The 24,863-nt window shown below is 35.7% G+C and carries 21 protein-coding genes; all 21 read right to left on the reverse strand.

The genetic code is table 11. The annotated features are described in order from the left end of the window. Positions 1 to 90 precede the first annotated feature (90 nt). Positions 91 to 2,205 (reverse strand): polyribonucleotide nucleotidyltransferase, encoded by a 2,115-nt coding sequence (locus CAO17_RS08360; protein WP_085992371.1) that lies wholly within the window; start codon positions 2,203 to 2,205, stop codon positions 91 to 93. Positions 2,206 to 2,401: 196 nt separating this feature from the next. Continuing rightward, positions 2,402 to 2,671 (reverse strand): 30S ribosomal protein S15, encoded by a 270-nt coding sequence (gene rpsO, locus CAO17_RS08365; protein WP_085992372.1) that lies wholly within the window; start codon positions 2,669 to 2,671, stop codon positions 2,402 to 2,404. A gap of 123 nt (positions 2,672 to 2,794) precedes the next feature. Next, complete coding sequence (locus CAO17_RS08370) at positions 2,795 to 3,736, reverse strand: bifunctional riboflavin kinase/FAD synthetase (RefSeq protein WP_085992373.1); 942 nt, start codon at positions 3,734 to 3,736, stop codon at positions 2,795 to 2,797. A 22-nt stretch (positions 3,737 to 3,758) separates the two neighbouring features. Further along, entirely contained in the window at positions 3,759 to 4,646 is an 888-nt protein-coding gene (truB, locus tag CAO17_RS08375; RefSeq protein WP_085992374.1) for a tRNA pseudouridine(55) synthase TruB, read from the reverse strand. Positions 4,647 to 4,858: 212 nt separating this feature from the next. Further along, entirely contained in the window at positions 4,859 to 5,200 is a 342-nt protein-coding gene (rbfA, locus tag CAO17_RS08380) for a 30S ribosome-binding factor RbfA (protein WP_085992375.1), read from the reverse strand. A 40-nt stretch (positions 5,201 to 5,240) separates the two neighbouring features. Beyond that, the gene (locus CAO17_RS08385; RefSeq protein WP_085992376.1) at positions 5,241 to 5,519 is read right to left on the reverse strand and encodes a DUF503 domain-containing protein; all 279 of its coding nucleotides are present in this window, start codon (positions 5,517 to 5,519) and stop codon (positions 5,241 to 5,243) included. Next, positions 5,516 to 7,618, reverse strand: a complete 2,103-nt coding sequence (gene infB / locus CAO17_RS08390; RefSeq protein WP_085992377.1) for a translation initiation factor IF-2 — start codon at positions 7,616 to 7,618, stop codon at positions 5,516 to 5,518. Before infB ends, CAO17_RS08385 begins: the two co-directional genes overlap by 4 nt. A gap of 20 nt (positions 7,619 to 7,638) precedes the next feature. Then, positions 7,639 to 7,938 carry a YlxQ family RNA-binding protein gene (locus CAO17_RS08395; protein WP_085992378.1) on the reverse strand — a complete coding sequence of 100 codons (300 nt, stop codon included), beginning with the start codon at positions 7,936 to 7,938 and terminating at the stop codon, positions 7,639 to 7,641. After that, positions 7,928 to 8,209 carry an RNase P modulator RnpM gene (gene rnpM, locus CAO17_RS08400; RefSeq protein WP_085992379.1) on the reverse strand — a complete coding sequence of 94 codons (282 nt, stop codon included), beginning with the start codon at positions 8,207 to 8,209 and terminating at the stop codon, positions 7,928 to 7,930. The genes CAO17_RS08395 and rnpM overlap by 11 nt, the downstream gene beginning before the upstream one ends. A 6-nt stretch (positions 8,210 to 8,215) precedes the next feature. Then, positions 8,216 to 9,319 (reverse strand): transcription termination factor NusA, encoded by a 1,104-nt coding sequence (nusA, locus tag CAO17_RS08405; RefSeq protein WP_085992380.1) that lies wholly within the window; start codon positions 9,317 to 9,319, stop codon positions 8,216 to 8,218. Between the two features lie 15 nt (positions 9,320 to 9,334). Beyond that, entirely contained in the window at positions 9,335 to 9,805 is a 471-nt protein-coding gene (rimP, locus tag CAO17_RS08410; protein ID WP_085992381.1) for a ribosome maturation factor RimP, read from the reverse strand. Between the two features lie 351 nt (positions 9,806 to 10,156). Further along, positions 10,157 to 11,017: an STAS domain-containing protein gene (locus tag CAO17_RS08415; protein WP_085992382.1), complete on the reverse strand. Its 861-nt coding sequence runs from the start codon at positions 11,015 to 11,017 to the stop codon at positions 10,157 to 10,159. Positions 11,018 to 11,619: 602 nt separating this feature from the next. Next, positions 11,620 to 13,305 carry an ABC transporter permease gene (locus CAO17_RS08420; protein WP_085992383.1) on the reverse strand — a complete coding sequence of 562 codons (1,686 nt, stop codon included), beginning with the start codon at positions 13,303 to 13,305 and terminating at the stop codon, positions 11,620 to 11,622. Between the two features lie 4 nt (positions 13,306 to 13,309). Beyond that, positions 13,310 to 14,407 (reverse strand): ABC transporter ATP-binding protein, encoded by a 1,098-nt coding sequence (locus tag CAO17_RS08425; RefSeq protein WP_085992384.1) that lies wholly within the window; start codon positions 14,405 to 14,407, stop codon positions 13,310 to 13,312. Between the two features lie 319 nt (positions 14,408 to 14,726). Next, positions 14,727 to 19,022 carry a PolC-type DNA polymerase III gene (locus tag CAO17_RS08430; RefSeq protein WP_085992385.1) on the reverse strand — a complete coding sequence of 1,432 codons (4,296 nt, stop codon included), beginning with the start codon at positions 19,020 to 19,022 and terminating at the stop codon, positions 14,727 to 14,729. Between the two features lie 195 nt (positions 19,023 to 19,217). Beyond that, entirely contained in the window at positions 19,218 to 20,492 is a 1,275-nt protein-coding gene (rseP, locus tag CAO17_RS08435; RefSeq protein ID WP_085992386.1) for an RIP metalloprotease RseP, read from the reverse strand. Positions 20,493 to 20,711: 219 nt separating this feature from the next. Then, positions 20,712 to 21,503: a phosphatidate cytidylyltransferase gene (locus tag CAO17_RS08440; RefSeq protein WP_085992387.1), complete on the reverse strand. Its 792-nt coding sequence runs from the start codon at positions 21,501 to 21,503 to the stop codon at positions 20,712 to 20,714. Positions 21,504 to 21,518: 15 nt separating this feature from the next. Further along, positions 21,519 to 22,280 (reverse strand): undecaprenyl pyrophosphate synthase, encoded by a 762-nt coding sequence (locus CAO17_RS08445; protein WP_085992388.1) that lies wholly within the window; start codon positions 22,278 to 22,280, stop codon positions 21,519 to 21,521. A 234-nt stretch (positions 22,281 to 22,514) separates the two neighbouring features. Continuing rightward, positions 22,515 to 23,072: a ribosome recycling factor gene (gene frr, locus CAO17_RS08450; RefSeq protein ID WP_085992389.1), complete on the reverse strand. Its 558-nt coding sequence runs from the start codon at positions 23,070 to 23,072 to the stop codon at positions 22,515 to 22,517. Between the two features lie 2 nt (positions 23,073 to 23,074). After that, positions 23,075 to 23,794 (reverse strand): UMP kinase, encoded by a 720-nt coding sequence (gene pyrH, locus CAO17_RS08455; protein ID WP_085992390.1) that lies wholly within the window; start codon positions 23,792 to 23,794, stop codon positions 23,075 to 23,077. 89 nt (positions 23,795 to 23,883) lie between these two features. Then, complete coding sequence (gene tsf / locus CAO17_RS08460; protein ID WP_085992391.1) at positions 23,884 to 24,768, reverse strand: translation elongation factor Ts; 885 nt, start codon at positions 24,766 to 24,768, stop codon at positions 23,884 to 23,886. Positions 24,769 to 24,863 lie beyond the last annotated feature (95 nt).

Raw genomic sequence — 24,863 nt, forward strand, 5'->3', positions numbered from 1 at the left:
TATAAAATTTTTAACTAAAGCTAATTAAGAGAAAACCAACACAAAACCAAGCCTATACGAAATTTCTAATTAATTTATAATCATTTGGTTTTATTGTTTTGCTTTTTCTTTTCTTTCCTTCTCTTCTTTGAGGACAGCTTTTCTCGAAAGATTAATTCTTCCTTGACGATCGATTTCTTTTACTTTAACCATAATTTCATCGCCTATAGAAACAACATCTTCCACTTTATTTGTACGTTCTTCAGCCAGCTCAGATATATGAACCAGACCGTCTTTTCCTTTAAACAGCTCGACGAAAGCTCCAAATTTTTCAATACGTTTTACAGTACCTAAATAAATTTGACCAACTTCAACTTCACGAACTATATCTTCTATGATTTTCTTCGCTTTGTTATTCATTTCCGAATCAGTAGAAGAAATGAAGATACTACCATCCTGTTCAATGTCAATCTTAACACCAGTTTCATCAATGATTTCATTAATTTGTTTACCACTTGGTCCAATTACAGAACGAATTTTATCTGGATTAATGGACATGGTTAAAATCTTAGGTGCATATTGTGATAAACCTTCCCTCGGATGGTCAATGGTTGCTAACATGGATTCTAGTATTTGCATACGGCCTTTTTTCGCCTGGGTTAATGCTTCTTCTAGAATTTCTTTAGATAAACCTTCAATCTTAATATCCATTTGAAGAGCGGTTACCCCTTTTTCAGTACCTGCAACCTTGAAGTCCATATCTCCTAATGCATCTTCCATACCCTGAATATCAGTAAGGATCGTGTAATCTTCACCAGATTTAACTAACCCCATTGCAATTCCAGCTACAGGAGATTTAATTGGTACCCCAGCATCCATCATTGCTAAAGTACTTGCACAGATACTTGCTTGGGAAGTGGAACCATTAGATTCTAGTACTTCTGAAACCAAACGAATAGTATATGGGAAATCCTTTTCTGAAGGGACTACCTTTTCAAGAGCACGCTCCCCTAATGCCCCATGCCCAATTTCACGTCGACCAGGTCCTCTAATTGGCCCTGTTTCCCCAACACTAAATTGCGGGAAATTATAATGATGCATGAACCGTTTGGATTCTTCCAAGTCTAACCCGTCTAGAATCTGCACATCACCTAATGCTCCAAGTGTACAAACACTTAAAGCTTGCGTTTGTCCACGAGTAAACAATCCTGATCCATGAGCTCTAGGTAAAATACCCACACGTGATGATAGTGGACGAATTTCATCACTTTTTCTTCCATCTGGTCGTACCTTTTCAACCGTAATCAATCGTCTTACTTCTGCTTTCACCATTTTATCTAAAACTGTTTTAACTTGACCAATAATTTCCGTTTCTTCTTCATCATATTGTTCAAGAATTTCATCTTTTACTTGTTGAATTGCATCTTCTCTAGCATGCTTTTCTTTTACTTGAATAGCTTCAATTAGTTTATCTTTTGCTGCTGCTTCCACTTTTCGATTTAAATCCTCTTCCACTTCAAAAAGCTTTACTTCAGATTTTTCTACTCCACAAGCTTGGATAATTTCCTCCTGAAAAGCAACAAGACGCTTAACTTCTTCATGTCCAAACATAATCGCCTCGAGCATTACCTCTTCTGGAACCTCATTTGCTCCAGCTTCAACCATGTTAATGGCATCTTTTGTACCTGCTACGGTTAAATCAATATCACTTTGTTCATTTTGTTCAACAGTAGGATTAATGATAAATTCTCCATTAATACGACCAACATGCACCCCTGCGATTGGTTGTTCAAAAGGTATATCAGATATACTTAATGCAATGGATGAACCAACCATAGCCGCAATTTCTGTAGAACAGTCTTGATCCACACTCATCACTGTACTAATTACTTGTACTTCATTACGAAAACCGTCGGGAAACATTGGGCGAATCGGACGATCAATTAATCTGGAAGAAAGAATGGCTTTTTCACTCGGTCTTCCCTCACGTTTAATAAAGCCTCCAGGAATCTTCCCCACTGCGTACAGACGTTCTTCATAGTTAACGGTTAACGGGAAAAACGGTAGGTCCTTTGGCTCTTTAGAGGCAGTTGCTACAGCTAATACAGAGGTATCACCATAATGTATCATACATGCCCCATTGGCTTGTTTCGCTAATTCTCCTATTTCAACAGAAAAATTTTTACCAGAAATTTCTGTAGAGAATACTTGTTTTTCTTCTGCCATTCGATATAATACTCCTTTCTTTGCATTTCTAATTTCATTTTATAGTTTATAGTCATAATTGTAAATTTTATCCCATGAAACGACTTGGAAGTTTCATACAAGTTCATTCATATGTAGAAATAAGGGTTGTTCTATTTTTAGGATAAATAAAATATCCAGATAATAGAAGAAGCAGGATTTCTCCTGCTTCTTAAGATTATCGGCGTAAGCCAAGTCTTTTAATTAATTCACGGTAACGAGTAACATCCTTGTTACGTAGGTAGTTAAGTAAATTACGACGTTTACCTACCATTTTTAACAAACCACGACGTGAATGATGGTCTTTCTTATGAACACGTAAATGATTATTTAACGTATTGATTTCTTCCGTAAGTACAGCTATTTGTACTTCTGGAGAACCTGTGTCCGTATCATGAACTTTGTATTCATTAATGATTTCATTCTTACGTTCTTGTGTAATTGCCATTTGGCACACCTCCTATTATTTCTTAATCCCCAATCTCCTAGCAAGCGTCGGAGTTACGATTTGCCAAGGGACGGTTCACGAATATAAGCATAACGTTTTTTTGGTGAAAATGCAAGCAAAAGTCTATAATTGAGAGAAATAGTTTCGAATATTTTTTTCGTCAAGTGCCATTGTATCAATTAGTTCTTGAACATTAGCGAACTTTTCTTCTTCTCTCATGTATTTATACCATTCTGTAACCAATTCTTCCCCATATAGATTATTATTATAATCAAATATATGAACTTCAATGGATAAATCTTCTCGATCAGCAGTAAATGTTGGATTTGTACCAATGTTAGCCATTCCAGTTAATTCTTCATCCTTATATAATACTTTAACCGCATATATGCCTGGTTTTGGTAATAGTTTGTCTGGATTAACTTTTAAATTAGCAGTTGGGTAACCAATTTCCCTTCCTCTCTGATCCCCTTTGATAACTGTTCCATTAAGTCGGAATGGTCTCTTGAGAAGCTTGTTGGCAACATCAATTTTTCCAGTTCTTAATAGCTCCCTAATTCTTGTAGAACTAACCTTTTCATTATCCTCTGTCACTTTATCAACAGCCTTATATGTAAATTTACCACGAGTGTAATTCTTGATATTATCCATATTTCCACGACCTTTATGGCCAAATGTATAATCAAATCCAGCAACGACATGCTTTATATTTAAACCTATAATAAAATAATCGATAAATTCCTGTGGAGATAATTGGGATAGTTCACGATTAAAATTAATAATATATAACCGTTTCACTCCTAAGTTCTCTAATATTTTTATTTTATCTTGTATAGGTGTAATATATCGTATATTAGAATGTTCCTTTTTTAAGACCACGGAAGGATGCGGGTGAAATGTAATAACAGCACTTTCCATCTTTCGTTCATTAGCCTCGTTGATAGCTGATTTTATAACTTTTTGATGGCCTTTATGTATTCCATCGAAAAAACCGATAGCTGTTACGGTTTCAGGTAATTCACTAGCTGTTAGCGAATGTGGATAACTTAATTCAAATGTTTTCATTAATATTCACCTGCACTTATTCTTACCCATTAAAAACACGAACCGGTTTTATTTGATCCATGTTTTCGGGGTGATTTTGGTAGATTGCGAGTAGCTTTTCATCATACATCATTAAAAAAGGATCAGTCGTTATTTTTCTTACTGGCTTAGGAAGCTTTTGTCCATTCAGAACCTTAATTTTTGTTTTTTCATCCACCAGAAGTTTATCTAGATGATCTAAACCTTTTACAATTGGAAGTAAAAGCTGCTCTTGTTCATTTTTTTTTACCTTTTCTTCTATCGTATCAAAAGTCACTGAATTTTTCTTTGAAAAAGCGGCAGTTTTAATTCTTGTTAAATTAGACATGTGCGCAGGATAACCTAATTGCTTACCAATATCGACGCATAGTGTTCGTATGTAAGTACCTTTTGAACAGACGACCCTTACCTGAAAACTACTCTCATGGACTGCTAATAAATCAAGTTCATAGATAGTTACCTCTCGCTTTGGTCGTTCCACCGTTTTATTCTCTCTAGCATATTCGTATAGCTTTTTTCCATTTACTTTTACTGCCGAATACATGGGAGGCACTTGAGTAATAGTTCCTGTAAAGCGATTTAACACTTTTTCAATAATTTTTTTGGACGGAGATTCTTTTACAACTTTTTCTTCCATAATATTTCCATGAGCATCCTCTGTATCTGTAGCAATCCCTATCTTTACTTCTGCGATATATGTTTTTTTCGTATCTGTTAAAAAAGGAACTATTTTTGTTGCTTGTCCAATACAAATCGGTAGTACACCATCCACTTCTGGATCTAATGTTCCCGTATGACCCACTTTTTTCGTATTATAAAGTTTTCTACATTTCATCACACAATCGTGTGAGGTCATTCCTCTAGGTTTCCATAAAGGTAAAATACCGTCCATCCAATCAACTCCATTTATATAGCGTTTTCTACACAATCATACGAATGGAAAAATCTGACTCGTTAACTATACGAGTCAGATTAATAATTTTATATTTCTAAAGTGAATGTTCAAAAGTCAGGTAAAAATGACAATCGATTATCTTCGTCGTCTTGCTTTATATCTTGCTTTTGAACAAACATAAAAAAGCTTTTTAGTCAATAGTTTTTACTTTATTTGTTCAAATCACGTAGTATGGTTTCAATATGATTCCCATATGCATATGCTTCATCGAATTCAAATGTGAGCTCAGGTGTTTTTCTTAAACGAATTCTTTTTCCAATTTCTGACCGGATAAACCCCTTCGCTTTCGTAAGACCTAATAATGTGTCTTTCTTCTGTTTTTCGTCACCTAAAACAGATATATACACCTTAGCTTGCTGTAAGTCGCCAGTTACCTCAACATCTGTAACCGTAACAAATCCTACTCGAGGGTCTTTAATTTTTCTTGTAAAAATTTCACCCAACTCTTTTTTCATTTGCTCCGACACGCGATTTGCACGTAATTCAGCCATTATTTTCACCTCGTTAAAAGCCTTTAATGAAAAGTGTTGATTATAATCTTTCTACATTAGTTAGTGTACGTTCTAATTCCATAAATGTATCGATAACTCTCAACACTTCCTGAATAACTTGTTCTGCATGAGTTAGAGTGGTAGAGATGGTTACAATTCCTAGTTTTGTCCTCTGCCATAAATCATGGTAATCCAACTCTGTTACAGCAACATTAAAATCATTTTTTAGTTTAGCAATGACACGCTTAATCAAAGAACGTTTTTGTTTTAAAGAATGCCCTTCATACATCATACACTCAACTTCAGCATACATTATCATGTACGTTTAATTTCCTCCATTACAAATGCTTCAATGATGTCTCCTACCTTAATATCATTAAAATTCGTAATTGTTATACCACATTCATAATTTTGCGCCACTTCTTTAACATCATCTTTAAATCGTTTTAATGTATCGATTTCACCTTCAAACAGAACGACACCATCACGAATAATTCGAACACCAGAATCTCTTGTAATTTTACCATCTGTAACATAGCTTCCAGCTATTGTACCTACTTTAGAAACCTTAAATGTTTCCCTTACTTCTGCTTGACCAATTACTTTCTCCTCAAATTCTGGATCAAGTAATCCTTTCATTGCAGCTTCCATTTCTTCAATAGCTTTATAAATAACACGATGAAGGCGAATATCCACTTTCTCTCTTTGTGCAGAACCTTTTGCATTTGCATCAGGCCGTACGTTAAAGCCAATTACGATGGCATTAGATGCAGAAGCTAAAATGATATCTGATTCTGTAATCGCACCTACTCCTGTATGGATAATATTAATGTTTACGCCTTCTACATCAATTTTTTGTAAAGAAGATGAAAGTGCCTCGGCAGAGCCTTGAACATCTGCTTTGATGATAATATTTAATTCCTTCATTTCTCCTTGTTTGATTTGTTCGAACAAATCATCTAGGCTAACTTTGGTTTGTTCACTGCGATTTTGATCAATTGCTTTTGCTTGACGAGCTTCACCGATTTGACGTGATTTTTTCTCATCATCGAATACTAGGAATTGGTCACCAGCTTGTGGAACATCTTGCAGCCCTGTAATTTCTACCGGCATAGAAGGACCAGCTTCATTCACCCTTGCTCCAGTGTCATTAATCATTGCACGCACACGACCAAAGGTATTTCCTACTACAAGCGAATCACCAACATGTAGTGTACCATTTTGAACAAGTAAAGTAGCTACACTACCGCGACCTTTATCAAGCTCAGCTTCAATAACCGTACCAAAACCATTTGCATTTGGGTTTGCTTTTAATTCTTCTACTTCAGCAACAAGAAGAATCATTTCTAATAAATCATCGATACCTTCGTTTTTAATTGCCGACATATTCACGAAGATAGTGCTTCCTCCCCAATCTTCAGGAATTAGTTCATATTCTGTCAATTCCTGCATAACACGATCGGGATTAGCGGCCTCTTTATCCATCTTATTTACCGCAACAATAATTGGAACCTCTGCTGCTTTAGCATGGTTGATTGCCTCGACTGTTTGTGGCATTACCCCATCATCTGCTGCAACAACTAAAATAGCAATATCTGTTATCTGCGCACCACGAGAACGCATGCTTGTAAATGCAGCGTGACCAGGAGTATCTAAGAAGGTAATTTTTTTATCATCGACCTCAGCTTGATATGCACCAATATGTTGGGTAATTCCCCCTGCCTCTCCAGCAGTCACTTTCGTATGACGGATAGAATCGAGAAGAGTTGTTTTACCATGGTCTACATGCCCCATAATGGTTACAACTGCAGGTCTTTCTACAAGATTTTCCTCTTTATCTTCTTGTATATATTTATCAAAGTCCGTATCCTCTAAGATGATTACCTTTTCTACTTCTACATTAAATTCACTACAAATTAATTCAACCGCATCATCATCTAAGTCCTGATTTTTTGTAGCCATTACACCTAGAAACATTAATTTTTTAATAATTTCTGCAGGTTCTTTATTCAGTTTCTCTGCTAAGTCACTAACAGTTAGTGTATCACTATAAGTAATTTTTTCAGGTGTCTCCTTTTTTACGGCTGGCTGTTGATTAGAAGTTTTTCCTTTGTTACCTTTTTTCGGTCCTTTTTGATTTTTATTATTGTTTTTATGTTTAGATTGATTTTTTCCCCTGTTATTATCAGTTTTTCCCTTTTTGTCTGTTTTTTTCTTTGTGTTAGATTCCTTCTGTTGATTACTATTATCTGGTTTCGATTTTTCATTAAATTTTCCATCTAATTTCGTAACCGTATCTGTAGAAATAGTAGACATATGATTTGAAACTTCTATTTTTAATTCTTTTAAATAATTGATTACCTCTTTACTAGTTGTGTTCTTTTGTTTTGCATATTCATATACACGCATTTTGCTCATACGTTCACCCCCGAAATTAATTACCCGAGTAACGATTGGATTTTATTAGCGAAACCTGCATCTAAAATTGCGATAGCTACTCTTTGGGATTTTCCAATTGCACTAGCTAATGTCTCACGATCGTCAACTACTACAAATGGTACGTTATAAAACTTACATTTATCCGTCAATTTCTTTTTCGTTTGCGGACCAGTATCACTTGCAAGAAGTACTAGCTTTGCTCTTTTTTTTTGAATATCCTTTAATATTGTCTCTTCCCCTAAAGAACATTTTCTTGCACGATAAGCAAGCCCAATCAAATTTAAGTAATTACTTTTCATTGACATCTACCAACGATTTAAGTTCTTCATATACAGCAGAATCAACCTCTGCATTTAAATGGCGACTCAAAGCATTTGATTTTTTCGCTTCTAAAATAACATCCATGTCTTTAGAAAGATAGGCACCACGACCATTTTTCTTTCCAGTTGGGTCAACAAAAACCTCCCCTTCTTTATTACGTACAATGCGAATAAGGTCTTTTTTTGGTTTCATTTCATTTGTAATAATACATTTACGTTCAGGTACTTTTCGCTTTTTCATTACAATCATACCTCCTTATTCGAACAAATCTTCCTCAGTGTCAGAATAAGTATCTGTATCTTCTATTTCCGATAACAGTCCTTCTTCTCTTGCCTCTGACTCACTCTTGATATCAATTTTCCAGCCAGTTAATTTTGCTGCAAGCCTAGCATTTTGACCACGTTTACCAATTGCTAAGGATAGTTGATAATCCGGTACAATTACCGTTGTAGCTTGTTCTTCTTCATCCACTAATACCTCTACTACTTTAGATGGGCTTAATGCATTCGAAACATAGACTTTTGGATCCTCTGACCATTGGACAATATCAATTTTCTCTCCTTTAAGTTCATCCACAATCGTTTGAACTCGTTGTCCTTTTTGACCAACACAAGAGCCAACTGCATCCACATCAGGATCTGGAGCATAGACTGATATTTTAGATCGATCGCCTGCCTCACGGGCAACAGATTTTATTTCAACCGTACCATCATATATTTCAGGTACTTCCATTTCGAATAATCTTTTTAATAATCCAGGATGGGACCGAGAAATATAAATTTGTGGTCCTTTACTTGTATTTTCTACTTTAGTTACGAATACCTTAATACGATCATGTATATAATATTCTTCTGTTGGCATTTGTTCAGCTTCTGCTAATTTGGCTTCTACTTTTCCTAAGTTAACATAAACAAACCGAGAATCCTTCCGTTGAATGATCCCTGTCATAACATCTTCTTCTCGATCTATATATTCAGAGAAGATAACACCTCGTTCCGCTTCCCTAACCCGCTGTGTAACAACCTGCTTAGCTGCTTGTGCGGCAATTCGGCCAAAATCCTTTGGTGTTACCTCCACTTCTATAATATCATCTATCTCATGATTTGGATTGATTTCTCTCGCTTCATCTAAAGATATTTCTTGTTGGGTGTCTTCTACTTCATCAACGACCGTTTTCCTTGAATACACGCTCATTCTTCCTGATTCTTCGTCAAGTTCAACTCTGACGTTGGAAGCAGACTTGAAATTCTTTTTATATGCGGAAATCAGAGCAGCTTCTAATGCTTCTAAGAGAATCTCCTTATCAATTCCTTTTTCTTTTGACAAATTATCCAGTGCGTCAAACAGTTGACTGCTCAATTTATTTATCCCCCTTTAAAAGACTACGGCAAGCCTTGCTTTAGCAATTTTATCAAATGGAATTTCAACTTGTTTTTTTCTGGTTTTCACTTTATATTCCACGGTTAAAACATCATTTTGAAATTCCTTTAAAATACCTTCATACTCTTTTTCACCATCAATTTGTTCGTATAGTTTAATATATACATTTTGATTCACGTTTTTTTCAAAGTCATCTTTTGTTTTTAGTGGCCTTTCTACACCAGGTGAAGAAACTTCTAAGAAATATGGATCTTTTATCGGATCTTTTTCATCTAATTTCTCACTTAACTGTTCGGAAACCTCACCACATTCTATAATGTCAACACCGCCAGGCTTATCAATATACACACGTAGAAACCAGTTTTTTCCTTCTTTTACATATTCAATATCAACTAATTCCAATTCTTTTTTCTGTAATATTGGTTGAACTAACTCTTCCGTCGTTTTTGTAACTTGAGAACTCATTTTCATCCTCCTTTACCAAGTTGTTATTCGTTTCAAAAAAGATGTTATAAGAGTTTTTTTAGAGAATTACGAACCTATTTCAAATTTGTCTCATTCTATTTTTAAAGATGACAACTGAAGCCCTATCCTCTTTCTCTACCCACTTTTATTATGAACCAACCTCTTGAATACTATCTATACCAATATAAAACCCCTGCCTGAAATTGATGGCAAGGGAGGGTAGAGTTCAAGAAGGATAGTATGAAGAAAGAGTGGGTAAAAACCCACTCTTTGAACAATTCGTATCATTGCTTACCAACAAAAATATATCATAAAAGGGTAAAGGATGCAAGAATATGCGCATTACAGATATTATTTTAAATAAATGCGATTTCCTTCACTTTCATCTATGATTAAATAATCATTAAGTGCTTGCTGTAAAGTTGCCTTAATTTCTGCTTTATTTTGAAATGCAATATCTAAGTTGACTATATTTTTCACCACATCAGGTCGTATACCTGTAATAATCGTTTTACATCCCATCATAATAATACCGTCTAATAACCTTGTAAAAAGTCGTACTGCTTGAACATCCATTCTGGCAATACCCGATAAGTCCATTATTAAGGTTTGAATGCTCTTTGAACCGATTTCAAATAAAAGTTTTTCTTCAATGATGTTAGCACGAAGCTCATCAATTTCGCCGATAAGTGGTAGAATACTAACAGTTGAGGAAATTGGTATAACTGGTACGGATAAATTTTCAACTAATTTCCTCTGAGCCTCCAGCAATTCATCTTTGTAACTGGAGTAACTAATAAAAAATCCTTTAAAGAATACATCGATTAATCGATTTACTTCTTTCCCCATTTCAAAGAACTCCACCGTATTTTTAGATTGTTCACTAAGCTTTTCATATTCATAAAGGAAATTCCATAAAGTTGTTCGAATAGACTGGATCCACTCTAACTTAAAAGCAAGGGTAAGATTATGTTTCGCCCACGCAATCCCTTCCTGATGACCAAATTCGTTCACTTCTTCTTCCTTGTTTTCTACAACCAACAAAATGACTTTATAAGCATTAGCAACCAAATTGATATTCCCAATTAATTTTATTTCCTCAATTTTATCCCGAACATTAATCGCCTCATTTAAGAGCTCTATTTCAAATTGTTCACGATTTTCTATTAAAAATTCTTTCACACTATGGTCCGAGTTAAACTTCAAATTCATAATAACCACTCCCCTAACCAAGTTTATGTTGAAAATAGTAAAATAAATCATTAAAAAAAATAATACGAATAAATATGCCTATTAATTATACCATAAAAGTAGTATATTTCAGAAAATAGCATAATTGCATTATTTTATAGGTATTGTTGTTAATGAACATAATAGATAGAATGCGCAGTAACTTTACCTGAAATCTGGAGCTTAAATACCGCTGCGGAAATACACTACGCTTTCCGTGGGAGCTGCTGAGCCTCCTCCGAGCTAACGCTCTCCGTAGTCTCACCTAGGCTTTTCATCCCACTGGAGTCTTCGTGTATTTCCTTCGCTGGTTGGTGCTAAACATCACACACCTTCTATTTATGTCAAAAATTTATTCACATATTGAATAGTGAATTGGAATGGAGTGCAGTTGCCTCCTTGAAAATACTATCCGCTTTTCTAACGAAGATGTCATGCTCACGAAGCCTTCCTTGTCCTGTGAATAGCACGTCTATAATGTATTTACGTATCGGTATTATTTATACTATATTGATTTTTAAAGTTACTGCGCATTTTCTTTCAATTACGAGATAATATACAACAAAGCTCAATCCAAATATTATTTACAATGCATTATCTGCTTTTACTTTAAAGAACTTACTCGAAATAATCATGACAATTGCTATTAATCCAACCTGAATCATTCCATAGGCAGCTGCTTGCCCCATATTAAACATCCGTAATTGGTTCATGATTTCAATGGATATCGGTCGGTTTCCTAATGTATAGAGTAGTACGGATGTTGGGAACTCACCGACCGCTTGCACGAAAGCTAGTAATGTACCACTTAACACACCAGGTAAAATGATAGGAATAACAACTCTTCTAAATGTATAGAACCATTTGGCACCCAAGTTCTGTGCGGCTTCCTCAATCGAATCATCCATTTGCTCTAATACTGCAGTTGTCGAACGAACAACTAATGGAATAAACCTAATAAAGTATGCCAGTGGCAGAATCCAAAAGGTACCTACTAATACTTGACCAAATGAAAATACAGATGGTTCATTAAATGCCAACACCATATTCATCCCGACTACCGTTGCAGGTAATACCCACGGGATCATCACAAGAATATCCAATAGGTTTTTCCCGACAAACTTACGCTTAACCAATGCATAGGAGGTAATAATTCCAAATACAAATACACCAATACAAGCAATGAAGGACATAATTAAACTATTTCTAACAGGATCCCAGATGTTTGGATCTTCAAACAGTAAACGATAGTTTTCTAGATTGAACACCTGCGGATACGTTTGCCATGTCCATCCACCTTCTGGAACAAGGGATAAAATAAGTAAGGTTGCGTGTGGCAATAACAGTACAATCATAGCTAAGATTCCAATTGTCACCATCACCCATTTTAATAATGGGTTACTAACTTCACTACGATGGGCACCTATTCCCTTACTTGCCATACGATAATCTTTTCGATTTTGATACCAACGCATAAATAGTAAGAAGGAAATAGAAACCATCGTTAGGACGACAGATTGGGTTGCTGCCATTTCTAAGTCACCATTAATTTTAGAAAAATAGATTTGCAAACTTAAAACACGAAATCCCCCGGCTAATAAAAATGGTGCACTAAATGATGCCATCGATACCATGAAAACAAGTAAAGATGCAGCAACGATACCGGGAGTTAACAATGGAAAAGTAACCTTCCTAAACACCCTAAATCGGTTTGCACCGAGATTATATGCAGACTCCTCCAAGGAAGGATCGATATTATTTAATGCCGAAGATGTCGTCATATAAAAATAAGGGTACATCGTATAGGCATGAACAATGAGAATGCCAGAAATTCCGCCAATGCTAAAGGGTACCTCAGATAAGTTAAATAAGTCCTTCATGATATTCGGAACTAAACCAGCTTCTCCATATAAATACATAAAAGCCATGACACCTACTAGGGATGGCAAAACAATAGGCATAATCGCAATCTGTGAGAAAAATATCCTCCCAGGAAAATCATACCGGTTAAAAATGTAGGCTAGTGGAATACCGATTAACGCACTAAAAAATACGGATAATAGAGATATCCAAACCGAATTCCATAATGCTTCTAAATTGGCTTCTGCTTTTTCTCCAAAAAAGTCTTGATAATTCTGTAAGCTAAAGGTTCCCTCTTTTTTAAAACTTTCAATCATGGTTTCAATAGACGGATATAAGACATATCCGACTAGAACAAGAATAATAGGGATTAATAGTAGAATGGTTTTTCTTTTTTCAGCATTTAACATGTGATCACGTCCTTGCCTTTGGAATCACGCGTATTTGATCAGCTGGAAGCCGTACAGTAACCTTCTTACCTTCACTTAAATATGTACTTGGACCTTCATTTAAATCCGTTGTTCTTATCATCAAACCATCTTGAAGTGTTACATAAGTATGAACAGATGCACCTGTAAATTGAACAAGAGAAACCTCTCCCTGGAGTATATTTTCCATTTCCTCCTTTTCCTCAACGATTTGAACTGCTTCTGGTCGTATAGACATAACGAGTTCATCTGAATCATCATAAGAAGCAATATTCAATTTGTTATCGTTTACAAAAATAGAAGTATCTAAATCTTCATTCCGGTAAATCTTCTGGGTCTCTGTCTGATTTTCAAATGTGATAGGAAGTAGATTTGTCTCCCCGATAAATTCAGCTACAAAATCATTGACGGGCTCATTATAGATTTCAGTCGGTGTGCCGACTTGTTGGCATACCCCCATATTAAAAACCGCTATTCGATCACTCATTGTCAAGGCTTCTACCTGGTCATGGGTAACATAGATGGTGGTAATGCCATAATCCCTTTGCAAGCGCAAAATTTCATTACGCATTTCATCTCGTAGTCTAGCATCCAAGTTACTAAGTGGTTCATCTAATAAGAGAATATCCGGCTCAATAACTAATGCACGTGCTAATGCAACACGCTGTTGCTGTCCACCACTTAATTGACTCACTTGTCTGTCGATATATTGCTCCAAACGTACTTTTTTCAGAACATCTTCTACTCTTTTTTTCGTTTCACTTTTATTCATCTTTCTTACCTTTAAACCAAAAGCCACATTTTCAAAGACAGTCATATGTGGGAATAATGCATAATTTTGGAAAACCATGCCCGTATTTCTTTTCTCCGGTGGTACCGTAGTCATATCTTTATCATTAAACAAAACCTTCCCCTTCGTAGGATAGTAGAATCCAGCAATCATGCGAAGAGTTGTTGTTTTACCACATCCACTCGGACCGAGAAAAGTAAAAAATTCACCTTCATTAATTAATAGATTTAATTCTTTGACTGCTGTTACATGACCAAATTGTTTTGTTATCGTTGATAAATTAACGGTTGACATAACAACAACTCCTTTAACAGNCTTATTCACATATTGAATAGTGAATTGGAATGGAGTGCAGTTGCCTCCTTGAAAATACTATCCGCTTTTCTAACGAAGATGTCATGCTCACGAAGCCTTTCTTGTCCTGTGAATAGCACGTCTATGATGTATTTACGTATCGGTATTATTATACTATCTTGATTTTTAGAGTTACTGCGCATCATCCTTCAATTGCGAAGATATAAAGCAACAAATTGGTCTTATAAATTCATTGCAACTTAAAAAAATCAAGCAAGCGTAATAGCCTGCTTGATTTTTTATTCACGTTAATGGAAATTTAGAATAAAGAAAGTTGATTTTTCTCGGCCATGCCTTCTAGACATCCATGATTATCTAGGTACTCAAGAACAGTTTTAGAAATTTTACTGCGTTCACGTAGGTCTTCCTTGGATAAGAATTCTCCTTCTTCGCGTGCTTTAACAATGTTAATTGCAGCGTTAGTACCAAGACCATCTACTGCGTTAAATGGTGGTATTAAGCTGTCACCATCTACAAGGAATTCTGTTGCACTAGATTTATAAAGATCTACTTTTTTAAAGTTAAATCCACGTTCACACATCTCAAGAGCAACCTCTAATACGGTCATTAAATTCTTTTCTTTTGGTGAAGCGTCATTTCCTTTAGCCGCGATTCCCTCTATTCTATCTCTAATTGCTTTAGAACCTTTAACCATAGTATCTAAATCAAAGTCATCAGCTCTCACAGAAAAATATGCTGCATAGAATAAAATAGGGTGATGGACTTTGAAATAAGCAATACGTATTGCCATTAAAACGTATGCTGCCGCATGGGCTTTCGGGAACATGTATTTAATTTTTTTACATGATTCAATGTACCAATCTGGTACATTATGTTTTTTCATCTCGGTAATCCACTCGTCTTGTAGTCCTCTTCCTTTACGCACAAACTCCATAATTTTAAAAGCCAGGGAAGGTTCTAACCCTTTATGCATTAAATACACCATAATATCATCACGGCATCCAATAACATCGGCTAGTTCACAAATACCCTGTTCAATTAATTCCTGTGCATTTCCCAACCATACATCTGTACCATGGGATAAGCCAGAAATAATTAATAACTCCGAAAAGGTAGAGGGCTTGGTATCCTCTAGCATTTGTCTAACAAACCTTGTTCCAAATTCAGGAACACCTAGTGTCCCTGTTTTACAATTAATTTGCTCTGGGGTGACCCCAAGTGATTCAGGTCCAGAGAAGATTTTCATTACTTCTTTATCGTCGGTAGGAATTGTCTTAGGATCAATTCCACTTAAATCTTGTAGCATTCTTATAACGGTAGGATCATCATGGCCAAGGATATCCAGTTTAAGTAGATTGTCATGAATGGAGTGAAAGTCAAAGTGAGTGGTTCTCCATTCACTATTTCGGTCATCAGCTGGATATTGAATTGGAGTAAAGTCGTAAATCTCTTTATCGTCTGGCACAACGATAATACCTCCTGGATGCTGCCCAGTAGTACGCTTTACTCCTGTACACCCTTTAACCAGGCGGTCCACCTCTGTATTTTTATAAACAAGATCATAATCAGATGCATAGCCTTTTACATAACCATAAGCTGTTTTTTCCGCAACAGTACCAATCGTACCTGCACGGTAAACATAATCTACACCGAATAACTCCTTCGTATAGTTATGCGCTCTAGGTTGGTAAGCACCAGAGAAGTTTAAATCAATATCAGGGACTTTATCCCCTTTAAAGCCTAAGAACGTTTCAAACGGTATATCCTGACCGTCCTTCGTTAATTCAGCCCCACATTTTGGACAAGGCTTATCAGGTAAATCGAAACCACTCCCCACTGATCCATCATCAATAAATTCATTATAATGACACTCCAAGCAAACATAATGTGGTGGTAATGGGTTGACTTCAGTAATTTCGGTCATCGTTGCTACTAATGACGAACCAACGGACCCCCTCGAACCTACAAGATAACCGTCTTCTAAAGATTTCTTAACTAGCTTTTGGGAAATTAAGTAAATAACGGAAAAACCGTTACCGATAATGCTTTCTAGTTCCTTTTCCAGTCTATCACTTACAATTTTAGGAACTGGGTCACCATATATACTCTTTGCTCGGTTATATGACAGGTCTCGGATTTCCTGGTCTGCCCCTTTAATCGTAGGAGTGAACAACCCATCCTTTACAGGAGCTATTTCCTCTATTTGTTCTGCAATAGCATTCGGATTGTATACAACTATTTCTTTCGCTTTCTCCTCACCAAGGAAGCTGAAGGATTCTAGCATTTCATTCGTTGTACGGAATGGTGTATCCGGTAATGTCTTTTGACGATTTAACGGATTACCTGCTTGTGCCTTAATCAATATTTGTCTATAAATTTTATCATGCTCATCTAAATAATGAACATTCCCCGTAGCGACAACCGTTTTATTTAACCGCTTACCCATATCAACTAATTTCGATATAATGTCATAAATTTGAGCTTCATTCTGAACCAATTCTTTCTCAATTAAATGAATATAATTGGTTGGCGGTTGTACCTCAATATAATCATAGAATTCCGCAACCTTCTCCGCTTCCTCAGCAGATTTCTGCATCATGGTTTCGAATACCTCTCCCTGATCACAGGCAGTTCCTATAAGCAATCCTGTCCGATATTTTTGCAATAAGGAGCGAGGAATACGTGGTACACGGTAAAAGTAGTCTATATGTGCATAGGATACGAGCTTATATAGATTTTTTAGCCCTTCCTCTGTCTGTGCTAATATGGTTGCATGATATGGACGAGAGCGTTGATATGCATTTCCTTGACCCATATGATTATTTAATTGGCTATGATTTGTAATATCCATTTTCAATAGTTTTTCTACTTGCTTCCAGAGAATATAACCCGTTGCTTCCGCATCATAAATAGCTCGGTGATGCTGCGTTAATTCGACATCAAGATGTTTACTTAGCGTGTTGAGTCGGTGGTTTTTTAATTCAGGATATAAAAATCTTGCAAGCTCCAGTGTGTCAATAACTGGATTTGTTGCTTTTTCATAGTTCATTTTCTTAAATCCTTGATTTAAAAATCCCATATCGAAGCTTGCATTGTGGGCTACTAAAATATCATCTTCCATCCAATCATGAAAGTCTTTCAGCACCTCTTCTACTTCTGGTGCATCCTGAACCATATCATCAGTAATACCTGTCAAATCAATCGTTGTTTGTGATAATGGATGATGCGGATTAGCAAATGCCTCAAATCGATCAACAATCTCACCTTGATGAATTTTTACAGCTGCTAACTCAATAATCGTATCATAAACAGCTGATAGACCTGTAGTTTCTACATCAAACACAACGTATGTTGCATTTTCTAACTCAACATTTGCTTCGTTATATGCTATTGGCACACCATCATCCACCAGATTTGCCTCTACCCCGTAAATGACCTTGATATTATTCTTTTTTCCAGCCCCATATGCTTCAGGGAAACCTTGTACACCTGCGTGGTCTGTAATAGCAATCGCCTGATGCCCCCATTTTGCTGCTTGAGAAATCAGTGCTTCAGGTGACACAACAGCATCCATCTGACTCATTGTCGAATGGGCATGTAATTCTACTCGTTTTTCATTATCCGGTGCTTGATCCATTCGGGTTTCAACCTTAATTTCGTGAATATCATTCGCCATCATGGATAATTCATTAGTATACATATCCGTTTGTATGCTTCCTCTTGCCTTAATCCACATTCCCGCTTTTACAGATTTAAATGCTTCTGCATCCTCATCCCCTTTAGAGAACATCTTAATGGTCAGGGAGTCTGTATAATCCGTTGCTTTAATAATTAATAAACTTCTACCAGATCGTAATTCACGTATCTCTGAATCAAAAATATAACCTTGTACAATAACTCGCCTTTCTTCTTCCTGTATCGTTTCCATTTCAATAGGATCATCCTGAAATTTATAACCTAAAATTAGTGGTTTATTTTCATCTTGACTAGATTTCTCTTTATCCCGCTTTTCCTTCTCCTGAACAGTTCTCAGAACAAGTTGTTGATCTTCTAATTTCTTTTGCTCTTTAAATTTCTCTAGTACAGCAAAATCTGTTTCTACTTCAATTTCAAGAGGGTAGGCTAACATTCCCACCTTTTTACAATACGTCTTGAAGTTTTCTTCTAATCTTTTTCTTAATGCATTAGCCTCAGCATCATTTCTTGCGGTTAACATAATCTTATTATTGTTTATTTTAGGGGTCTGATTGTAAACTAAATCCTTATAGGCCGGAGATAGACTATTTATGGAGGATATATAATTTTTCCAGTAGCCACGAATTGTCTCCTCCGTACATGTCTTGTCCTCTGTTGCTATCGTTAAATCAATTGTTGCGATTTGTTGAAAAGCTTGTTGTAATTTGGAAACAAATATTAAATAAACATTCGGTGGCAATACTTGATTCATGTGAATGAAAAAATGCCATTTTTGTTCTTTTTTATATACTTCAACCTTCTCGATATAACTATCTGAAAAATATTTTGATGCTTCATCTTCCGGTAGTTGAATTTGCTTTAATAACACATCCATTTTTTCTTTCTTGGATAAATCCATTTATTTTCCCCCTATGAGGTTATTGCTTTTGTATAGTTGGTTAATTAACCTATTAATATTTTATAGTATTATTGCTTTTGTCGCTAAATAAAGTGAAGAAATCAAATTATTCAAAACCTCAAAAAAACAGCTAGAATGATGGAAAACCCTTGCCAAAGTTCGACAAGGGTTCCTTATTTATCAATGAACAGACCATTATAAAAATAATCTTTGTATGTCATTCCATGTTACAACAATCATTAATAACATTAATAAAGCAAATCCAATGAAATGAAAGATACCTTCCTTTTCTGGTGGTACTGGTTTTCCACGAAGCTTCTCAATTCCAACAAACATTAATCGACCGCCGTCTAATGCTGGTAGTGGAATTAAATTAACTATACCGAGGTTAACACTTAGCATTGCTGTCCACATAATTAAGTTCATAAAACCAGTTTGAACCACTTGATCTGTTGCATCATATATACCAACTGGTCCAGATAATACATCCAAAGGAACCTGTCCAGTTATTAGCATACCTAAATTAGTTAAAACAAGTCTAGTTATTTCATATGTCTGTTCAAATCCATATTTTAATGTTTCTATTACTGATTTTTCAAATCCTTGATATACACCAATTTGACCGATTTGAATCGTTTCTCCTTGCTGGTTGATCCCTTCAACTTGTCTAGGTACAACAGTTAGTGTCTCCTCTTCACCATTTCGAAGAACCGTCATATTTAATTCTTGTCCTGGGTTTTCCCTAACAATGGTTGTAAATTCTTCCCATGTTGATATCGATTGGTCTTCAATTTGTACGACTTGATCATTTGCCATCATTCCTGCTTCTTCCGCAGGTGTATTTGGTTGAATTTCACCCATAATCGCTTCGTCTACAGGAACTCCCTGTACGATTCCTAGAACTAGGAATAGTATAATGGCAAGGATGAAATTCATTAATGGTCCAGCAAAAAGCTGCATCGCTTTTTGTCCAGCGGTTTTGGAGGCAAATTGACGATCATATGGGGCAATTTGTGTCTCTCTTTCATCCATCACGAAGAATGCTTTTGAATCAACATCAAATGATAGTCTCGTATCCTCATCATCCAATTCATAGCCCTCAATGACAAGCCTATGATCTAAATCCACTCGCTCCACTTCAATAATCCGGGCATTCGGATGTTTTGATTTATTATTAACAATTATTTTGTCTACTCTACCATGTTCATTAAATTCTAAGCCAACATGATGTCCCGGTTTTAACTCAATAATTTCAGGATCTTCACCAGCTACTCGGACATACCCTCCTGCAGGTATGAGGCGAATAGTATATAAGGTTTCATTTCTAGTGAATGAAAGGACTTTTGGTCCAAAACCAATTGCGAACTCTCTAACAAGCATCCCGGCACGCTTGGCAAAAATCATATGACCCCACTCATGTACAAACACAAGTAAGCCAAACATAAATATAAAAGCAATTACAGTGGTCAAAGAAAGCACATCCTTTTCCAGTATAGGTATGAACGTACAGTACTAAATTCACACACACGAATTAATTTTACCTTTTTCTTATCAATTTGTTCAAGTATAAATCATTGGAAATTCGTCCTTAAATAAAAAAATATGTTTTAACCTATCGTTTCCAGGTAAGGTCTTCCAACTTTTTATATCTATGATGCAAAGCCGAATCCTATTTTCGTTCACCCTATGTCAGGAGAAAAATTGAATGATATGTAATAAAGGCAATACAAACAGCAAACTATCAAATCTATCTAATATTCCACCATGACCTGGTAATAATTTTCCGGAATCCTTCACATTATAAATTCGTTTGAGTGCCGATTCGACCAAGTCTCCAATTTGTCCAAATATGGATGCTATAATCGTCACAGCAATTACCATTACCATAGAATGTTGGAAAGGGAAAAAGAAATGAAAAATTGCTGTTACAATACATGCTAATACAATCCCACCAACTGCACCTTCTACCGTTTTATTTGGGCTAATAGTAGGCCATAGCTTTCTTTTTCCTAAGGCTCGTCCAAATAAATACGCACCAGTATCCGTTGACCAAACAATTAAAAAGGCAAATAGGATATTTTTTAATCCTTCGATACCCGATCCATCTCTTGTTTCTATAAGATAATAGAAGCCAACTCCAACATAAAATGTAGCTAATAGGATAAAACCGACATGATCAAATGTAAATTTATTTTTAACTAAGACAGTATATGCAAGCAATATTAGTATAATGAGTGTTATCCATTCAAATTTTTCTAAGTGAATAGAAAACAAATACTGATCTTGAAACAGTAATAACCACAATAATACAATCGCCAGTAAGGAGGGAAGAGTATATTCTATCTTCCGCATTTTAATTAACTCCATTAATCCAATGGTAGCAATTAAATATACAAAAATTTCAAACGGCCAACTTCCGATAATTATTAATGGCAAAAATATAATTAATGCAATTATTGCTGTAATGGTCCGTTGCTTCATTTATTAGTCACCATCCTACAATCCGCCATAACGTCTCTTACGTTGCTGGTATTCACGTAGAGCTTCTTTAAATACATGCTCATCGAAATCAGGCCATAACACATCCGTGAACCAAAATTCTGTATAAGCGGATTGCCATAATAAAAAGTTACTCAAACGCTGCTCTCCACTCGTTCTTATTAATAAATCTGGATCCTGTAATTCCTTTGTATATAGATACTGTGAAAATAGTTCTTCATCCAACTCATTTATAGATAAGCCATTTGAGTCTATATCATGGATGATTTTATCCACTGCACGAATAATTTCATAACGACCACCATAATTCAATGCAAAATTTAACAACATCCCATCATTATTTTTTGTACTGTCAACCGCGTATTCAATAACTTTTTTTGTATGTTCGGGTAATGCATCAAATTCTCCTATGGTTTTTATTCTCACATTATTATCCATAATTTCAGGTAAATACATATGTAAAAACTCTTTTGGAAGCTTCATGAGAAAATCAACTTCTGATTTAGGCCTTTTCCAGTTTTCTGTAGAAAATGCAAACATGGTGAGTGCCTTAACACCTGATTGAGATGCAATTTTAACTACCTTATTAACAGCGTGCACACCTTCTTTATGCCCTGATATACGAGGTAGTCCTTTTCGCTGCGCCCAACGCCCATTCCCATCCATAATAATGGCAACATGGCCCGGTACATTTTCTAAATCATCCTGGCTTTCTTCTGCTTTTTGTTTCTTTTTTAAAAAAGGAATTTTCATAGACATGCACTGTCCTCCGAATATTGTTATTGCTTACGTTTCCTTTACTATTATTATGAAGGTAAAAGGGTATATATTACGTACCTTTTGGGTTCACTTGCTTGGCAAATGGCAAGTTACTAATATTATAACGGTAAAATGAAACGAATACAAAAGCCCCCTTATTATGAAGAGGGCTTTTAATCATTTTACACTTAATTGATTACTTATGAAAGTTTTAAAAGGGGAATTATAGAAGTTTTATACTTCCATAATTTCGTTTTCTTTATTTTTTGTTAAATCTTCAATTTTCGCAATATATTTATCTGTTTCCTTTTGTACCATATCTTGAAGATTCCTTAATTCATCCTCTGTAATGTCGCCATTTTTCTCAGATTTTTTCAACTGATCATTAGCATCTCTGCGCACATTACGTACTTGTACACGGTAATCTTCCGCATATTTTCCAACTACTTTTACTAGTTCTTTTCTTCTTTCTTCTGTTAAAGCTGGAATACTAATGCGAATTACATTTCCATCATTTGATGGAGAGATTCCTAAGTCAGCTTTTTGAATTGCTTTTTCTATATCACCTAGTGATGATTTATCATATGGAGTAACGACAAGCATTCTCGCTTCTGGAACAGAAATATTCGATAATTGGTTTAATGGCGTTGATGCACCATAGTAATCAACGAATACACTGTCAAGAAGGCTTGGATTTGCACGACCTGCCCGAACAGTTGCTAAACTTTTTGAATAAGCTTGTACTGCTTGTTCCATTTTTTCGCGCATTGTATTTAAAATTGCATCTGACATGTTTATTTCCCCCTTATTGTTGTTCCAATGGTTTCACCTTGAACAACTTTTTTAATATTTCCTTCTTCTGTTATAGAAAATACGATTAATGGGATATTATTATCCATGCATAGTGAAGAGGCTGTAGAGTCCATTACACCGAGCCCTTCGTTTATCATTTCCAAGTATGAAAGACTTTCATACTTTTTTGCATCTTTGTTGATTTTAGGGTCATCTGTATAAACTCCATCAACATTATTTTTTGCCATTAGAATAACTTCAGCTTCTACTTCGGCTGCTCTTAATGCAGCAGTAGTATCAGTTGAGAAATATGGATTTCCAGTACCAGCAGCAAAAATAACAACACGTTTTTTCTCTAGATGACGAATTGCTTTTCTTCTTATGTAGGGTTCTGCAACCTGGCGCATCTCAATGGATGTTTGGACACGCGTTGGAATACCTATTGTTTCAAGTCCATCCTGAAGTGCTAGAGAGTTCATTACTGTTGCCAGCATACCCATATAGTCTGCTGTGGCCCGATCCATTCCCATTTCACTTCCAACTTTTCCACGCCAAATATTTCCACCACCAACAACTACCACGACCTCGACACCTAGTTCTACAACTTCTTTCACCTGAGCTGCTATTGATTTAATTACCTTAGGATCAATACCAGAACCTTGATCCCCACTTAATGCTTCACCACTTAATTTTAACACAATTCTACGGTATCGTGCTGTCATATTAACCTCCAAGAATTTAAATATTCATTATCACTTTTTCATGAGGAAATAGGGAACAAATTCATTGTCCCCTATTTGAGGTATCCTTATTATTTTTTAATTTGACTCATTACTTCATCAGCAAAGTTTTCTTCACGTTTTTCTAAACCTTCACCAACTTCATAACGAATAAATGATTTAACAGAAGCACCTTTATCGGCTACATATTTTTTAACCTTTTGGTCAGGATCTTTAACAAAGTCTTGTTCTAATAGGCAGATTTCTTGGAAGAATTTACCTAAACGACCTTCTACCATTTTTTCAACAATTTTCTCTGGTTTTCCTTCATTTAGGGCCTGTTGTTTTAATACTTCACGTTCATGGTTTACCTCTTCTTCATTTACATCTTCACGAGAGATATAACGAGGGTTAACCGCTGCAACGTGCATAGCGATGTCTTTACCAACTTGTTCATCGGTTGTTCCTTCAAGTACAGATAACACACCAATACGGCCACCCATATGTAGATAAGCACCAAATGTATCATTATCCGTTTTTGTAAGGATAGTAAATCGTCTTAATGTAATTTTTTCACCGATTTTAGAAACAACAGTATTGATATATGTTTCAACAGATTCTCCATCACCATGAAGTTTTTGTTGTAGAGCTTCTTCCACTGTTGCTGGTTGTTCTTTAACTAGGTGTTTACCTAGGTTAGAAAGTAATTCTTTAAACTGATCATTTTTGGTTACAAAGTCCGTTTCACAGTTTACTTCAAGAAGTACTGCAGTGTTGTTATCTACCTCAATGTGAGTAGATCCTTCTGCAGCAATACGGTCTGCTTTTTTGGCAGCTTTTGCAATTCCTTTTTCACGTAGAAAGTCAACTGCTTTTTCCATATCACCATCTGTTTCTTGAAGTGCCTTTTTACAATCCATCATACCTGCACCAGTTTTTTCGCGTAGTTCTTTTACTAATTTCGCAGTAATTGCCATGATTTTTCCTCCTTGGATATACGATGATTTATTAAAATGATTCTTTTGCATATAGTTAAAAAAGAGGATGAACCGGATGAATTAGACATCCTTCC

The organism is Oceanobacillus senegalensis (assembly GCF_900176885.1).
Classification (GTDB): domain Bacteria; phylum Bacillota; class Bacilli; order Bacillales; family Amphibacillaceae; genus Oceanobacillus; species Oceanobacillus senegalensis.

What these genes read in the sequence shown, in the direction of transcription:
- CAO17_RS08360 (WP_085992371.1), bottom strand. Translation starts at nt 2,205, where the DNA reads ATGGCAGAAGAAAAACAAGTATTCTCTACAGAAATTTCTGGTAAAAAT.
- rpsO (WP_085992372.1), bottom strand. Translation starts at nt 2,671, where the DNA reads ATGGCAATTACACAAGAACGTAAGAATGAAATCATTAATGAATACAAA.
- CAO17_RS08370 (WP_085992373.1), bottom strand. Translation starts at nt 3,736, where the DNA reads ATGAAAACATTTGAATTAAGTTATCCACATTCGCTAACAGCTAGTGAA.
- truB (WP_085992374.1), bottom strand. Translation starts at nt 4,646, where the DNA reads ATGGACGGTATTTTACCTTTATGGAAACCTAGAGGAATGACCTCACAC.
- rbfA (WP_085992375.1), bottom strand. Translation starts at nt 5,200, where the DNA reads ATGGCTGAATTACGTGCAAATCGCGTGTCGGAGCAAATGAAAAAAGAG.
- CAO17_RS08385 (WP_085992376.1), bottom strand. Translation starts at nt 5,519, where the DNA reads ATGATAATGTATGCTGAAGTTGAGTGTATGATGTATGAAGGGCATTCT.
- infB (WP_085992377.1), bottom strand. Translation starts at nt 7,618, where the DNA reads ATGAGCAAAATGCGTGTATATGAATATGCAAAACAAAAGAACACAACT.
- CAO17_RS08395 (WP_085992378.1), bottom strand. Translation starts at nt 7,938, where the DNA reads ATGAAAAGTAATTACTTAAATTTGATTGGGCTTGCTTATCGTGCAAGA.
- rnpM (WP_085992379.1), bottom strand. Translation starts at nt 8,209, where the DNA reads ATGATTGTAATGAAAAAGCGAAAAGTACCTGAACGTAAATGTATTATT.
- rimP (WP_085992381.1), bottom strand. Translation starts at nt 9,805, where the DNA reads ATGAGTTCTCAAGTTACAAAAACGACGGAAGAGTTAGTTCAACCAATA.
- CAO17_RS08415 (WP_085992382.1), bottom strand. Translation starts at nt 11,017, where the DNA reads ATGAATTTGAAGTTTAACTCGGACCATAGTGTGAAAGAATTTTTAATA.
- CAO17_RS08420 (WP_085992383.1), bottom strand. Translation starts at nt 13,305, where the DNA reads ATGTTAAATGCTGAAAAAAGAAAAACCATTCTACTATTAATCCCTATT.
- CAO17_RS08425 (WP_085992384.1), bottom strand. Translation starts at nt 14,407, where the DNA reads ATGTCAACCGTTAATTTATCAACGATAACAAAACAATTTGGTCATGTA.
- CAO17_RS08430 (WP_085992385.1), bottom strand. Translation starts at nt 19,022, where the DNA reads ATGGATTTATCCAAGAAAGAAAAAATGGATGTGTTATTAAAGCAAATT.
- CAO17_RS08440 (WP_085992387.1), bottom strand. Translation starts at nt 21,503, where the DNA reads ATGAAGCAACGGACCATTACAGCAATAATTGCATTAATTATATTTTTG.
- CAO17_RS08445 (WP_085992388.1), bottom strand. Translation starts at nt 22,280, where the DNA reads ATGTCTATGAAAATTCCTTTTTTAAAAAAGAAACAAAAAGCAGAAGAA.
- frr (WP_085992389.1), bottom strand. Translation starts at nt 23,072, where the DNA reads ATGTCAGATGCAATTTTAAATACAATGCGCGAAAAAATGGAACAAGCA.
- pyrH (WP_085992390.1), bottom strand. Translation starts at nt 23,794, where the DNA reads ATGACAGCACGATACCGTAGAATTGTGTTAAAATTAAGTGGTGAAGCA.
- tsf (WP_085992391.1), bottom strand. Translation starts at nt 24,768, where the DNA reads ATGGCAATTACTGCGAAATTAGTAAAAGAACTACGCGAAAAAACTGGT.